Origin of the sequence: Streptomyces sp. NPDC051207 (assembly GCF_040682395.1) — a bacterium.
Classification (GTDB): domain Bacteria; phylum Actinomycetota; class Actinomycetes; order Streptomycetales; family Streptomycetaceae; genus Streptomyces.
In genome coordinates, this window is sequence record NZ_JBFBAX010000020.1 from 80,327 (window position 1) to 95,106 (window position 14,780).

Annotated in this window: 9 protein-coding genes; 1 reads left to right on the top strand and 8 read right to left on the bottom strand. The window is 72.0% G+C overall.

All coding sequences use genetic code 11. The features are described from left to right. Position 1: 1 nt before the first annotated feature. The 7 genes from AB0M97_RS20440 to AB0M97_RS20470 form a co-directional block, all read right to left on the bottom strand. On the bottom strand, positions 2-1,501 hold the full coding sequence (locus AB0M97_RS20440; RefSeq protein ID WP_365962322.1) for a bifunctional cytidylyltransferase/SDR family oxidoreductase: 1,500 nt from the start codon (positions 1,499-1,501) through the stop codon (positions 2-4). A gap of 348 nt (positions 1,502-1,849) precedes the next feature. Then, entirely contained in the window at positions 1,850-3,400 is a 1,551-nt protein-coding gene (locus tag AB0M97_RS20445) for an alkaline phosphatase D family protein (protein ID WP_365962323.1), read from the bottom strand. Between the two features lie 410 nt (positions 3,401-3,810). Continuing rightward, complete coding sequence (gene obgE, locus AB0M97_RS20450; protein WP_365962324.1) at positions 3,811-5,247, bottom strand: GTPase ObgE; 1,437 nt, start codon at positions 5,245-5,247, stop codon at positions 3,811-3,813. Between the two features lie 132 nt (positions 5,248-5,379). Continuing rightward, positions 5,380-5,634 carry a 50S ribosomal protein L27 gene (gene rpmA, locus AB0M97_RS20455; RefSeq protein ID WP_030051735.1) on the bottom strand — a complete coding sequence of 85 codons (255 nt, stop codon included), beginning with the start codon at positions 5,632-5,634 and terminating at the stop codon, positions 5,380-5,382. Between the two features lie 14 nt (positions 5,635-5,648). Beyond that, complete coding sequence (gene rplU, locus AB0M97_RS20460; RefSeq protein ID WP_004931419.1) at positions 5,649-5,969, bottom strand: 50S ribosomal protein L21; 321 nt, start codon at positions 5,967-5,969, stop codon at positions 5,649-5,651. Between the two features lie 256 nt (positions 5,970-6,225). Then, positions 6,226-10,452, bottom strand: a complete 4,227-nt coding sequence (locus AB0M97_RS20465) for an Rne/Rng family ribonuclease (RefSeq protein WP_365962325.1) — start codon at positions 10,450-10,452, stop codon at positions 6,226-6,228. A 246-nt stretch (positions 10,453-10,698) separates the two neighbouring features. Then, positions 10,699-11,490 (bottom strand): TIGR03936 family radical SAM-associated protein, encoded by a 792-nt coding sequence (locus AB0M97_RS20470; protein ID WP_365962326.1) that lies wholly within the window; start codon positions 11,488-11,490, stop codon positions 10,699-10,701. Positions 11,491-11,855: 365 nt separating this feature from the next. On the opposite strand from AB0M97_RS20470, the gene AB0M97_RS20475 reads away from it, so the two are divergent. Continuing rightward, positions 11,856-12,608 (top strand): hypothetical protein, encoded by a 753-nt coding sequence (locus tag AB0M97_RS20475; RefSeq protein ID WP_365962327.1) that lies wholly within the window; start codon positions 11,856-11,858, stop codon positions 12,606-12,608. An 84-nt stretch (positions 12,609-12,692) separates the two neighbouring features. On the opposite strand, the gene AB0M97_RS20480 is transcribed toward AB0M97_RS20475, so the two are convergent. After that, positions 12,693-14,660, bottom strand: coding sequence for a TIGR03960 family B12-binding radical SAM protein (locus AB0M97_RS20480; protein ID WP_365962328.1), 1,968 nt, complete (start codon positions 14,658-14,660; stop codon positions 12,693-12,695). Positions 14,661-14,780: the final 120 nt, after the last annotated feature.

Consider the following 14,780-nt stretch of genomic DNA (forward strand, 5'->3'; position numbering starts at 1 on the left):
ATTATGCCACGCCGTCCTGCCGGTCAAGAACACTGGCCAGGGCCTGCTCGAAGCCGGAGGCCTTGCCCGCCGCCGCCGTCGGGTCCTGCTGACGGACGTCGATCACGTGCCCGGTCAGCTCGGAGAGCAGCACGTCGAGCGAGGTACGGGCGACGGCCTCGGAGGACAGCAGGCTGCCCTGCGGCTCCTGGCCGAAGGCCTTGGTACGCATCGGCGTGGCGGTGCGCTCCGGGTTGACGCAGTTCACCCGCACGCCGTCACCGGCCCATTCGTCCGAGAGCGCCTGGGTGAGGTTCACCATGGCGGCCTTGGTCGAGGAGTACAGGCTGTACTCGGCCCGGCCCCGCGTGTAGCTGCTGGAGGTGTACAGCAGCAGCTGGCCCTTGGTCTCGGCCAGGTACTTGTACGACGAACGGGCGATCTGCACCGGCGCCAGGTAGTTGACCTTCAGCGCCTCCTCGATGGTGGCGTTGTCGGTCTCGGCCAGCTTGCCGATGCGCAGCACGCCCGCGGTGTTGACGACGTAGTCGATGCGCCCGGTCTCGGCGTACGCCTTGGACAGCGCGTCGTCGACCTCCTCCGGGTTCTCCACGTGGGTGCCGGTGGTGGAGCGGCCCAGCGCGTACACCGTGGCGCCGTAGCCCTGGGCGAGCTCGGCGATGTCCTTGCCGATGCCGTAGGAGCCGCCGAAGACGACGACCGTCTTGCCGGTCAGCAGCTCGCGGTAGGCCTCCTCGGAGACCTGCTCGGGCACGGCCGTGGAGGCGAGCTGGAACAGCTTGTCGGCGATGAAGACGTCGACGGGCTGGGTGACCTTCATGTTGTACTCGTCACCCGCGACGACGTGGATCGGCACGTCCGGCAGGTACTTGAGGACGACGGAGCAGTCGTCCGTGGCCTGGAAGTTGGGGTCGCCGGCGGCGACCTCGTAGGCGCGGCGGATCGTGGACAGCTTGAAGGCCTGCGGCGTCTGGCCGCGGCGCAGCCGGGAGCGGTCCGGGATCTCGGTGATGAACTCACCGTCCTCGCCGTGCGTGCGGGTCACGATGATGGTGTCCGCGGACGGGATGGCGACGTCGACGGCCTGGTAGCGGTCGAGCGCGGCGACGCAGTCGTCGATGACGCGCTGCGACAGCAGGGGGCGCACGGCGTCGTGGAAGAGGACGTTGAGGTCCTCGCCCTCGCCGAGGCCCTCGTGCAGCGCCGCGATGGCGCGCTCGGTGGTCTCGTTGCGCGTGGCACCGCCCTCGATGACCCTGGAGACCTTCTTGAACCCGGCCTTGGCGACGATCTTCTCGACGTCCGGCACGTATCCCGGCGCCATCAGTACGATGACGTCGTCGATCGATTCGGCCTTCTCGAAGGTGGTCAGGGTGTGCTCGATGACTGCCTTGCCGGCGATCTTCAGCAGCTGCTTGGGAATCGACAGACCCACGCGCTGACCGGTACCGCCGGCCAGGATCACTGCGGTGGTACGGGGCTTGGCTATGAGCTGGGACACAGGTGACCTACCTTGGGGCGACTGGGAACCCTGGAATGGTCCCACTTGTGGTTACCGCAGTGCAAGGTGAGCGCCCTTCGCCGCAAATGTGCGCGCAACCTGTCATTCACCTTGCACTTCTGATGATGGCGGGTATTTCCCGTGATCGAGCACAGCCACCGCCGACAGTTGCTGTGAGTAACTCCACAGGAGTACGGCGTCACCTTGGGTGACGCCGTGTCCGCGCACGGATTCCGGTCAACCGTACGCGTCTTCGCGGAGGTCGCTCGCCACCCCGGGTTCCCGGGGCGGGGAACGGAGGAGCCCGGGACCGGTGATGCGGTCCCGGGCTCCTGTCGCGCCGCGGTGTCAGGCGAGTTCCACGCCGCGCCGCCCGGCCTCGACGCGCAGGCGGGCGCGGGTGCGCGCGGTGGCCCGCGGCGCGCGGACCGTGTCGACCACGCGGACCTGCGCGTCGATGCCGTCGCGGCGGATGTCGAACAGGTGGTAGCCGCGGTGGGCGTCGAGCAGCTTCCAGTGCGGGTTGTCCGCCCGGCGCGGGTCCCACTGCGCGCGGAAGGCGGCCTGGTCCTGGTCGCCGTTGCTGGAGATGGAGGTGCCGACGAACTCGGCGCCCACGACCGCGGAGTCCGGGTCCGCGTAGTCCGCCTTCAGGTCGCTGACCATCGTCAGGTGGCGGTCGCCGGAGAGCACCACCGGGTTGCCCACCCTCGCGAAGTGCCGCATGAAGGCGTTGCGTTCGGCCTGGTAGCCGTCCCAGGCGTCGTAGTACCAGAGCTTGCCCTCGCCGACCTTCAGGTCGGTCTCGGCCATCATGATCTGCGAGGCGATCAGGTTCCAGCGGGCGGGCGAGCGGTACAGCCCTTCCAGCAGCCACCGCTTCTGTTCGGCGCCGAGCATCGTCAGCCCCGGGTCCTGGGCGCCGGCCTGGCTGGTGGCCTGGTCGCTGCGGTACTGGCGGGTGTCCAGCACGTTGAGCCGGGCCAGCCGGCCGAAGTCCAGGCGGCGGTGCATCCGGATGTGCGGGCCGTTCGGGACGGCCGTGGCGCGGACCGGCATGTGCTCGTAGAACGCCTGGTAGGCGGCGGTCAGCCGGGCCACGAACGCGTCGTGCGGCTGCTTGGCCGGGTCCTGCGGGATGTCGCCGGCGAAGTCGTTGTCGACCTCGTGGTCGTCGAAGGTGACCACGAACGGGGCGTTCGCGTGCATCGCCGCGAGGTCCGGGTCGCTGCGGTACTGGGCGTACCGGTTGCGGTACTGGGTCAGGCTGTACGGCTCGCCGGTCCCCTCGTGGCGGCGGACGCCGGTCGCCGACGGCGTGGACTCGTAGATGTAGTCGCCGACGAACACCACGACGTCCGGGTCCTGGTCCAGCATGTCGGCGTACGGCGTGAACCAGCCGTGCTGCCAGTTCTGGCAGGACGCGAGCGCCAGGCGCAGCGGCCCGCCCGTGTGGAAGCGGTGCGGCGCGGTGCGGGTGCGGCCGGTCCGCGAGAGCTGCCCGCCGGCGCGGAAGCGGTACCAGTACGTGCGGTCCGCGCGCAGCCCGCGTACGTCCACGTGCACGCTGTGCCCGTACTCGGGCCGGGCCTGGGCGGTGCCGCTGCGGACCACCTTCTTGAAGCGGGCGTCCTCGGCGACCTGCCACTCCACTGCCACCGCACGGCCGGGCATGCCGCCGCCGTTCAGCGGGTCGGGGGCGAGCCGCGTCCACAGCACGACGCCGTCGGGCAGCGGGTCGCCGGACGCGACGCCGAGGCTGAACACGCCGTCGGGCAGCGGGGTCCCGGCCGCCCGGGCGGTGTTCGGCAGCCACAGCTGGGCGGAGGCGGCGGCGCCGAGGGCGGCGGCACCGGCGGTCAGAAAGCGGCGTCGGTCGGGCGATACTGCGCCGGTCATCGGCGAACTCCCTTGCCTCGCGGACCTCTTGGGCACCCCACGAGGTCACGCGGCCGGGCGGTCCACCCGCTGAACGAAGCGGTTCGCGTGCATGACAAATTGGCAGACAAGAGAGAACCCGTTGCGGCGGGGAAACGACGCGACGAACGCGACGTGGCCGCAACGGGTCCACAGGACCGTCAGCCGACGGACACGGGCCGTGCCTGCGCGACGGGGATCATCGTGCCGCCCGGTACGAGTCACCGGGGGACGAGGGGTTGCACCGGGGTGTGCCGGAAGCTTCCCCGCAGTTCACTCCGGGCCTCACCGTTGGCCCCGTCCTCATCGCCGGCCCAAGCCCGCCGTCCAGCCGGGCCCCCGCCGCCGGCCGGGCTCCCGCCGTCAGCCCCGGTCCCTGCCGCGGGCCGCGGTCAGAACGGCTCGAAGCCGTCGAACTCGCGGTCCGCCTCGTCCCGTTCCGCCTGCCGGTCGCGGCGCCGCTGCGCCGCGGGCCGGGCCGCGTCCAGCCGGTGGTCCTCGCCGCGCCGGCCGAGCATCTCGGCACCGGCCATGACGGTCGGCTCCCAGTCGAAGACGACCGCGTTGTCCTCGGGGCCGATGGCCACGCCGTCGCCGGACCGGGCACCGGCCTTGAGCAGCTCGTCCTCGACGCCGAGCCGGTTGAGCCGGTCGGCGAGGTAGCCGACGGCCTCGTCGTTGTTGAAGTCCGTCTGGCGCACCCACCGCTCGGGCTTTTCGCCGCGCACCCGGAACAGCCCGTCCTCCTCGCGGGTCACCGTGAAGCCGGTGTCGTCCACGGCCTTGGGCCGGATCACGATCCGCGTCGCCTCTTCCTTCGGCTTCGCGGCACGCGCCACGGCCACCAGCTCGGCGAGCGCGAACGACAGCTCCCGGAGCCCGATGTGGGCCACGGCCGACACCTCGAAGACGCGGTAGCCGCGGGCCTCCAGGTCGGGCCGCACCATCTCGGCGAGGTCCTTGCCGTCCGGCACGTCGATCTTGTTCAGCACGACGAGGCGCGGCCGGTTGTCGAGACCGCCGTACTGCCGCAGCTCCTCCTCGATGACGTCGAGGTCGGAGAGCGGGTCGCGGTCGGACTCCAGGGTGGCGGTGTCCAGCACGTGCACCAGCACGCTGCACCGCTCCACGTGCCGCAGGAACTCCAGGCCCAGGCCCTTGCCCTGGCTGGCGCCCGGGATCAGTCCCGGCACGTCGGCGATGGTGAAGACGGTCGAGCCGGCCGTCACCACGCCGAGGTTCGGCACGAGCGTCGTGAAGGGGTAGTCGGCGATCTTCGGCTTGGCGGCGCTCAGCACCGAGATCAGCGAGGACTTGCCGGCGCTCGGGTAGCCGACCAGGGCCACGTCCGCGACGGTCTTCAGCTCCAGCACGATGTCCTGGAGATCACCGGGCTCGCCGAGCAGCGCGAAGCCGGGCGCCTTGCGGCGCGCGGAGGCCAGCGCGGCGTTGCCGAGCCCGCCCCGGCCGCCCTGCGCGGCGACGTACGAGGTGCCGTGGCCGACGAGGTCGGCGAGGACGTTGCCCGCCTTGTCGAGGACGACCGTCCCGTCCGGCACCGGCAGGATCAGGTCCTGGCCGTCCTTGCCGGACCGGTTGCCGCCCTCGCCGGGCTTGCCGTTGGTGGCCTTGCGGTGCGGCGAGTGGTGGTAGTCCAGCAGCGTCGTGACGGACTGGTCGACGGTGAGGATCACGTCGCCGCCCCGGCCGCCGTTGCCGCCGTCCGGGCCGCCGAGCGGCTTGAACTTCTCACGGTGGACGGAGGCACAGCCGTGGCCCCCGCTACCCGCGGCGACATGGAGCTCGACGCGGTCCACGAAGGTGGTCATGGGATGTGCCTCCAGTTACATACGCGAAAGTCTTGAGTGCTCTGCCGGTGAGAAGCACGTTGGGAGAAACACGCGAAAGGCGGACCCGCTTCCCCAGGGGGAAGTGAGGTCCGCCTCGCGAAAGCTGTCCGGTCAGGCGACCGGAACGATGTTCACGACCTTGCGGCCACGGCTGGTGCCGAACTCCACCGCACCGGCCTGCAGCGCGAACAGCGTGTCGTCGCCGCCACGGCCGACGCCCGCACCCGGGTGGAAGTGGGTGCCGCGCTGACGGACCAGGATCTCGCCCGCGTTGACGACCTGACCGCCGAAGCGCTTCACGCCGAGGCGCTGAGCGTTGGAGTCACGACCGTTACGGGTGGACGATGCGCCCTTCTTGTGTGCCATCTCTCCTCAGTCCCTTACTTCGCAGCCGCGGGGATCTCAGTGACCTTGATCGCCGTGTACTGCTGGCGGTGGCCCTGACGACGGCGGTAGCCGGTCTTGTTCTTGTAGCGCAGAATGTCGATCTTCTGGCCCTTGTGGTGGTCCACGACCTCGGCCTGGACCTTGATGCCGGCCAGCACCCACGGGTCGCTGGTCACAGCGTCGCCGTCGACAACGAGCAGGGTCGAGAGCTCGACCGTGTCGCCAACCTTGGCAGTGGAAATCTTGTCAACCTCAACGATGTCGCCGACAGCAACCTTGTGCTGGCGACCACCGCTGCGCACGATGGCGTACACGCGGATCTCACTCTCTCGCTCGGGAACGGCACCCCCGCAGTCCAGCCGCCCGGCAGCGGACGGCCTCTCCCGGCCAACCGTGTGGACCGGGAGGAAGAGGTTTACGGGGATGTGGCGCACCTATGGACACGCCGACGGTCAAGGTTACGGTGACCGGCCTTGACGGGTCAAACCGGGCCCCCGATGCCGGAGAGCGCGGGACCCCGTGCCGATCGGGGTCCCGCGCTCTCGCCGGTACGGCGGAGGGCCGGGCGGGTCAGTCCTCCGTGGACGCCGTGACCGAGGACGGCGCCTGCTGGGCCGCCGCCGCGGTCTTCTTCGACGTCGTCTTCTTGGCGGCCGACTTGGTGGTCTTCGCCGCCGCCTTCTTGGCCGTCGTCTTCTTCGCGGCCGTCTTCTTGGCCGCCGCGGTCTTCTTGGTCGCGGCCTTCTTCGCCGTCGCCTTCTTCGCCACCTTGCGGGCCGTCTTCTTGGCCGGGGCGGCCTCGTCGCCACCCTCACCCCCGGTGACGGTTTCCGCGTCGGCCCCGGCGGGCGTCTCCGCCGGCGCCGGCGTCGACGGGAGGACCACGACGGCCGCCTCCTCGGACGCGGTGGGCGTCGTGGGCTTGCGCACGGCACGGCGCCTCGGGCGGGCCGGGGCGGCGCTCTCGGCGGGCGCCTCGGCCTGCGGGGCGGCGACCGGCTCCTCGGTCCGCGGTTCGGGCGCCGGGGCCGGCTCGGACACCGTCATCACGGCGGCCTCGGCACCGGGGGGCGAACCGGCCGGCGCGGTGGCCTTGCGGGTCGCGCGACGCCGCGTACGGCCCTGGGGCGCGGCCTCGTCGGCGGGCCGGGCCCCGGGCTGCGGGGCGCCGGAGACGGCGTCCTCGACGGCCGCGGGCTCGGCCAGCGCCTCGGCGGCCGACTCCGGCTGCACCGGACGCTCGGCCTCCTCCTCGGCGGTCACGTCCTGAGCGGTCGGCACCTCCTGGGCCACGGGAGCCTCGGTCCGGGCCTGCTCGGGCTTGGCCTGCTCCGTCCGGGCCTGCTCGTGCCCGGCCGTCTCGCCGCGCGGTGCGCCCGCCGGGGCGGACGCCCTGCGGCGCGAGCGGCCCCGCCCGGCCGCGGCCTCCGCCTCGGCGACGCTGCTGTACAGCTCCTCGTCCGGCGCGAAGGCGGGCTCGGGCAGCGCCACCGGCTCGGCGGCCTCGGCGACGACCTCGGCCTCGCTCTCCGCCTCCTCCTCGGCGGTCTCGACGGCGACGGCCGCCTCGTGCTCGTGCGGCTGGTCGGCACCGGCCCGCGAACGCTTCTTGCGCTTGCCGCCGCCCCCGGCCGCGGCCGGCTGGTCCAGGTGGACGATGACACCGCGGCCGTTGCAGTGCACGCAGGTCTCGGAGAACGACTCCAGCAGCCCCTGGCCGACCCGCTTGCGGGTCATCTGCACCAGGCCCAGCGAGGTCACCTCGGCGACCTGGTGCTTCGTACGGTCCCGGCCCAGGCACTCCAGCAGGCGGCGCAGCACCAGGTCCCGGTTGGACTCCAGCACCATGTCGATGAAGTCGATGACGATGATGCCGCCGAGGTCGCGCAGCCGCAGCTGGCGCACGATCTCCTCGGCCGCCTCCAGGTTGTTCCTGGTGACCGTCTCCTCGAGGTTGCCGCCCTGGCCGGTGAACTTGCCGGTGTTGACGTCGATGACGACCATCGCCTCGGTCCGGTCGATCACCAGCGAACCGCCGCTGGGCAGCCAGACCTTGCGGTCCAGCGCCTTGGCGAGCTGCTCGTCGATCCGGTACGTGGCGAAGACGTCGACCTCGGAGGTCCACTTCGACAGCCGGTCGGCCAGGTCGGGCGCGACGTGCGACACGTACCCGTGGATGGTCGACCAGGCCTCGTCGCCGCTGACGACGACCTTGGAGAAGTCCTCGTTGAAGATGTCGCGGACGACCCGGACGGTCATGTCCGGCTCGCCGTACAGCAGCGTCGGGGCGTTGCCGCTCTTGGCCTTCTTCTGGATGTCCTCCCACTGCGCCTGCAGACGCTCGACGTCCCGGCGCAGCTCGTCCTCGCTGGCGCCCTCGGCGGCGGTGCGCACGATGACGCCCGCGTCCTCGGGGACGATCTTCTTGAGGATCGTCTTCAGGCGGGCCCGCTCGGTGTCCGGCAGCTTGCGGCTGATGCCGGTCATCGAGCCCTCGGGCACGTACACGAGGTAGCGGCCCGGCAGCGAGACCTGGCTGGTGAGGCGGGCGCCCTTGTGGCCGATCGGGTCCTTCGTGACCTGCACGAGGACGGACTGGCCGGACTTCAGGGCGGACTCGATGCGGCGCGGCCCGTTGGCCATGCCGAGCGCCTCGAAGTTGACCTCACCGGCGTACAGGACGGCGTTGCGGCCCTTGCCGATGTCGATGAAGGCGGCCTCCATCGACGGCAGGACGTTCTGCACCTTGCCGAGGTAGACGTTGCCGACGTACGACGTCGACTGCTCCTTGTTGACGTAGTGCTCGACGAGCACGTTGTCCTCGAGGACGCCGATCTGGGTGCGGTCGCCGTGCTGCCGGACGACCATCACGCGCTCGACGGCCTCGCGCCGGGCCAGGAACTCGGCCTCGGTGATGATCGGCACGCGGCGGCGGCCCTGCTCGCGGCCCTCGCGGCGGCGCTGCTTCTTCGCCTCCAGGCGCGTGGAGCCCTTGATGGACTGCACCTCGTCGGACGGCTCGGCGGCCTTGCGGGGCTCGCGGACCTTGACGACGGTGCGCTCGGGGTCGTCCGGGGTCGGCTCGACGTCCGTACCGGTGTCACCGGCGCGGCGACGACGACGACGGCGGCGACGGCTGCTGCTGGAACCGGCGCCATGGTCGTCGCGGCCCCCGTAGGAGTCGGCGTCGGAGGGATCCTCGGCGTCCTCCTCGGCCTGCTCGGCGGTGTCCTCGGCGTCCTGCGCGGCCTGCTCGGCGGCGGTCTCCTCGGCGTCCGCGGAGTCGCCGGGCTCGGACGGCTCGCTGTCGGCGGCCTCGCCCCGGCGACGGCGACGGCCGCCCCGGCGACGGCGGCGGCGCGAGCCGGTCTCCTCCAAGTCGTCGCCGTCGGCGTGGTCCTCGGCCGCGTCCTCGGCCTCGTCGGACTCGTCCTCGGCGGCGGGCGTCTCGGCGACCCGGCTCTCGGCGGCCCGGCTCTCGGCCCGGCTGTCGGTCTCGTCGGAGGCGGCGCCGCGGCGGCGACGCCGGCGGCGGGACGCGGCGGGCTGCTCCTCCTGGAACGCCTCGGCCTCGTCGTCGGTCTCCTCGGGCTCCTCGGTCACGGCGGTCTCGGCGGCGGCTTCGGCCGCGGCGCGCTCGGGCGTCTGGAACCTGGGCTCGGTGAACATCGGCGGCTGGAACACGGCGACCGCGGGACGCGCCGGGCGACGCGGCGACCCGGCCTCGTCGGACTCCGACGCGGACTCCGGTGCGGGTGCCGATGCCGGTGCCGGCGCGGTGGGCTCGGGCTGCGGCGCGGCGAAACCGGCGGCGGCCTTGCGGACGACGCGACGACGGCGACGCGGGGCGGGCTCCTCGGAAGCGGCGGGGGCCTCGACGGCCGGGGTCTCGGCGGCGGGGGTCTCGACGGTGGGCGCCTGCTGCGCCTCGGCCGGGACGTCCTCGGCGGCGGGCTCGACGGCTGCGGTCTCGACGGCCTCGGCCTTGGCGGCCCTGCTGCCACGGCCGGACCGCCGGGTCCGCTCGCCCTTCTCGCCCTTCTCACCCTTCGCGGCCCGGCCGGACTTCACGGCCTTGCCGGTCTCTTCGCCGTCGGCCGCTCCCGCCGTGCCGCCGGCCGCTTCGGCCGTGCGGTCGGTCGCCGCAGCCGTGCTGCCGGTTGCGTCGGCCGTGCGGTCCGTCGCTTCGGTCGTGCTGCCGTCACCAGAGGTCACCGGCGCCTCCGTGCTCTCGGGCGCCCCGGCGGGCGCGGACACCCGGCGCGTGGCACGGCGCCGGGTGCGGCGCGGGGCCGCCTCTTCGGCAGTCTCCTCGACCTTCCCGGCGCTGTCGGCGATCTGGTCGGCGGCCGGTGCCGCGGGCGCGCTCGCCTCGGCGGGGGGCGCGGCGGACACCGCCGGTACGACGGTTTCGGCGGCCTCGGCCGCGGCCGGGGACCCGGCGGGGGCGGAGGCACGGCGCACGGCGCGGCGGCGCGGACGGCCGCTGGGCGCGGCCTCGGCGGCTTCGGCCACCCGGGCCGTCCCGGCGGCCCCGGGAGTCTCCCCGGAGGCCTCGCCGGCGGTCGCCGTCTCTTCCTCGGCTGCCGGGTTCTCCCCGGCCGGAGCGGCATCGGCGCTCGCGGTGAGGTCGGCGGCCGGTATGGCCGGCGTGACGGTCTCCGCCGGGGTGTCGGTGGTGGTGGCGGGCGGGCCCGCCGGGCGGGACGCGGCACGGCGCCGACGGCGCGGCGGCAGGTTGTCGCTGGGTGTGTTGTTGGGTTCGGAACCCTCGGTGGGTTCGGTCGGCTCGAGCATGCGGGCGTTTCTCCCGTCAGGCTCCCGGGCGCCGCGCCTGGTCCGGCGAATGCCGGTGACGTCCGCGGCTCGCGCGATGCGCGTGTGCCGCCGTCCGGGGCGCGGGCGCCACTCGGGAGCTCTCTGTGTCCTGTCTCGCCGGTTCCGTACGCCGAATGCGCACGGCCTGGCGAAAGTCTTCTGGTCGGTGCGCTGCCCGACCCAGGTGGCTCCCGAGTTCGAGGGCGGCGCTTTCGACGTCCGTCCCTACGCGGAACCTTCCGGCATCGGCGCCGTCGCGGTGGCAGTGGCGGCGGCCTCGTGGGGCTCGGTCGCAGCTGCCTCGCGGTCGGGCGCGAGCGGGTCGGTCACCGTGCCGGTCTCTTCATCGAACAGCCCCTGCGCCAGCCTGGTCACCGCTGCGGGGACCGGCGGCGCCAGGTCGGCCACGGCGCGGAGACCGGACAGGACGTCGTCGGGTCGAACGGCAGGCGTCACGTGCCGAACAACCAGCCGCAGTATCGCACAGGGCCGGTCACTCGGCCTATCAGCCGGGGAACTGTGCGTTTCCACGCTTTCCAGGCTCGCGACCGCGGACCTGGCGTCGAAGGTGCGGACGCCGTTCTTGGTCAGGCGCTGCACCTCGACGGTCTCGGCGCTGTTGAACGCCTCGACCGCGCGGCCGGCGTCGGCCGGGGCCACGCCGTCCAGCCGCAGCTCCCACACGGAGGCCGTCAGCCGGTCGGCGAGGCCGGAGGTCCGGGCCTCGACCGCCTCGATGACGTCGAGCCCGGCGGGCAGCGACTCGTCGAGGAGAACGCGCAGTTTCTCCGGATCACGCGGCTCGGTGAGCGCGATCTCCAGGTACTCCGCCTCACTGCCCGTGCCGGTGGGTGCGGCATTGGCGTACGACACCTTCGGGTGCGGCGTGAACCCCGCCGAGTACGCCATCGGCACCTCGGCGCGGCGCAGCGCACGCTCGAAGGCGCGCTGGAAGTCGCGGTGGCTGGTGAACCGGAGGCGGCCGCGCTTGGTGTAGCGCAGTCGGATGCGCTGCACCGCGGGTGCGGGCGGCGGGCCTTCGGGCTGTCGCTTGCCCAGTGTCGTTCAGTCCTTCGTGAGAGCGGTCGTACGTCTACCAAGAGTACGTGTGCCGGGCCCGGACGGTTCCCGCCGGTCCACCGTCCGGGGTCGTCCCCGACGCGCCTCATATGCTGAACACCAGTCGAAAAAATGAATTCCTGCGCGCAGAGATTAAACACGGAATCTCTTTTTGAATGAAATTTCCCAGCCGACTGTTCACTCGATCGCCGCGCATCCAAGTGAAAGTCGTGACGTTAGTGCGTATATGACGAAGCCAAGCCCATCTGGGCCGACCGGTGCCATCACCTGCACAAACCTCGTTTCTGTCGAATTGCAACGGCATGAATGACGAACGCTTCGATCACTGGTCCACCGGCGTCCACACGGAGCCCTTGGATTCGTCGCTCCCGCCCTGGGACCCCGCCGAGGAGCTGGCTTGTCTGCTCCAGGAGGCCCACAACGACGAGTACCGCGCGGCCGTGCCGCAACCCCGCCAGGAGGAGCCGGTCACCGCTCCCCCGGTGGGCAGCCCGATGCGGAACCTGCACGACATGACGGCGGAGTTGCCACCCGTGCGCAGGACCCGGCGGGGCCATCGCAAGCTCAGCGAGAGACACCGCCCGGACGCCGTGCGAGTCGCCAGTTACGTCCTCGCGGCGCTGGCCGCCGTCACCGTCTCCATGGTCAGCGTCTTCAGCGGTGTCGTCACCTACCAGCCGCTGCTCCTCGTCACCACGGCGCACCACACCGGCACGTCGTCCGCCTGGTGGCCCATGCTGGTGTACGGGCCCTGGATGGCGGGGTCGCTGTCCGTCCTCCGCGCCGCGCTGCACCAGCGCCGCGCCGTGCACTCGTGGTTCGTCGTCCTGCTGTTCTCCTCGGTCGCGGTACTGCTCTGCGTCGTCCAGGCGCCCCGCACGATCGCCGACACGGCCGCCGCCGCACTGCCGGGGGTCGCCGCCCTGACGTGCTTCCAGCAGCTCGTCCGCCAGATCACCCTGACCCGGCCGCCCCGGCGGACCGTACCGCGCCACCGCCAGCGTCCCGCGGAGCACCCGGCGACCCCGAAACCGGCCGGCGACGGGCAGCGCTGACCGCCCGCCGCCCGGCCCGCACCGGCCCCACGAGACGACGAAGGCCCCTCCCGGAGGAGGGGCCTCGTCTCGTCCACGGCCCTGTCAGTGCGTATGGCCGGTGCCCGCGGGCTTCTTCACCGTGAGCGGCAGCAGCTTCTTGCCCGTGGGGCCGATCTGGATGTGCGTGTCCATCTGCGGACACACCCCGCAGTCGAAGCACGGGGTCCAGCGGCAGTCCTCGACCTCCGTCTCGTCGAGGGCGTCCTGCCAGTCCTCCCAGAGCCAGTCCTTGTCGAGGCCCGAGTCGAGGTGGTCCCAGGGCAGGACCTCCTCGTAGCCGCGCTCGCGGGTGGTGTACCAGTCGACGTCCACGCCGTAGGGGGCCAGGGCCTTCGCCGCGCACCTCATCCAGCGGTCGTAGGAGAAGTGCTCGCGCCAACCGTCGAAACGGCCGCCGTCCTCGTAGACCGCGCGGATGACCGCGCCGACGCGGCGGTCGCCGCGGGACAGCAGGCCCTCGACGATGCCGGGCTTGCCGTCGTGGTAGCGGAAGCCGATGGAGCGGCCGTACCTCTTGTCGGCGCGGATCTTGTCGCGGAGCCTGGTGAGACGGGCGTCCGTCTCCTCCGCGCTCAGCTGCGGCGCCCACTGGAACGGCGTGTGCGGCTTGGGGACGAACCCGCCGATCGACACCGTGCAGCGGATGTCGTTCGAGCCGGAGACCTCGCGGCCCTTCTGGATGACGCGGGTCGCCATGTCGGCGATCTGCAGGACGTCGTCGTCGGTCTCCGTCGGCAGGCCGCACATGAAGTACAGCTTCACCTGGCGCCAGCCGTTGCCGTAGGCCGTGGCGACGGTCCTGATCAGGTCCTCCTCCGAGACCATCTTGTTGATGACCTTGCGGATGCGTTCCGAGCCGCCCTCGGGAGCGAAGGTGAGGCCCGAGCGGCGGCCGTTGCGCGTGAGCTCGTTCGCCAGGTCGATGTTGAAGGCGTCGACACGGGTGGACGGCAGCGACAGGCCGATCTTGTCCTCCTCGTAGCGGTCCGCGAGGCCCTTGGCGATGTCGCCGATCTCGCTGTGGTCCGCCGAGGACAGGGACAGCAGGCCGACCTCCTCGAAGCCCGTCGCCTTCAGGCCCTTCTCGACCATGTCGCCGATGCCCGTGATGGAACGCTCACGGACCGGGCGGGTGATCATGCCGGCCTGGCAGAAGCGGCAACCGCGCGTGCAGCCGCGGAAGATTTCCACCGACATGCGCTCGTGGACGGTCTCGGCGAGCGGGACCAGCGGCTGCTTGGGGTAGGGCCACTCGTCCAGGTCCATGACCGTGTGCTTCGAGACGCGCCACGGGACGCCCGAGCGGTTCGGGACGACGCGGGCGATACGGCCGTCCGGGAGGTACTCGACGTCGTAGAAGCGCGGGACGTATACCCCGCCGGTCCTCGCCAGGCGGAAGAGGAGTTCCTCGCGGCCACCGGGGCGGCCCTCGGCCTTCCAGGCGCGGACGATCGCCGTGATCTCCAGCACCGCCTGCTCGCCGTCGCCGATCACGGCGCAGTCGAGGAAGTCGGCGATGGGCTCGGGATTGAACGCCGCGTGCCCGCCGGCCACGACGATCGGGTCGTCGAGGCCGCGGTCCCGGGCCTCCAGCGGGATGTCCGCGAGGTCCAGGGCGGCCAGCATGTTGGTGTAGCCCAGCTCTGTGGAGAAGGACAGGCCGAACACGTCGAAGGCCTTCACCGGGCGGTGGCTGTCGACGGTGAACTGCGGGACCCGGTGCTCGCGCATCAGCTCCTCGAGGTCCGGCCAGACGCTGTAGGTGCGCTCGGCGAGGACGCCCTCCTGCTCGTTCAGCACCTCGTAGAGGATCATGACGCCCTGGTTGGGCAGGCCGACCTCGTACGCGTCGGGGTACATCAGTGCCCAGCGGACGTCGCAGGAGTCCCAGTCCTTGACCGTGGAGTTGAGCTCTCCGCCGACGTACTGGATCGGCTTCTGCACATGCGGGAGCAGAGCTTCGAGCTGCGGAAACACAGACGGCACAGACTCGGCGGCTTCGGCAGGCATCTCACGGAACCTTCGTGTGCTGGCTGGAGGTCCCCCCGGCCGGAGGCTGGGGGCGGGTGACCATCCAGACTAACCCGGCCGGAGCAGTCCCCCGCACGCGCGCGTGCCTCCAGCTGTCCC

What these genes read in the sequence shown, in the direction of transcription:
- AB0M97_RS20445 (WP_365962323.1), bottom strand. Translation starts at nt 3,400, where the DNA reads ATGACCGGCGCAGTATCGCCCGACCGACGCCGCTTTCTGACCGCCGGT.
- AB0M97_RS20480 (WP_365962328.1), bottom strand. Translation starts at nt 14,660, where the DNA reads ATGCCTGCCGAAGCCGCCGAGTCTGTGCCGTCTGTGTTTCCGCAGCTC.
- obgE (WP_365962324.1), bottom strand. Translation starts at nt 5,247, where the DNA reads ATGACCACCTTCGTGGACCGCGTCGAGCTCCATGTCGCCGCGGGTAGC.
- AB0M97_RS20475 (WP_365962327.1), top strand. Translation starts at nt 11,856, where the DNA reads ATGAATGACGAACGCTTCGATCACTGGTCCACCGGCGTCCACACGGAG.
- rpmA (WP_030051735.1), bottom strand. Translation starts at nt 5,634, where the DNA reads ATGGCACACAAGAAGGGCGCATCGTCCACCCGTAACGGTCGTGACTCC.
- AB0M97_RS20465 (WP_365962325.1), bottom strand. Translation starts at nt 10,452, where the DNA reads ATGCTCGAGCCGACCGAACCCACCGAGGGTTCCGAACCCAACAACACA.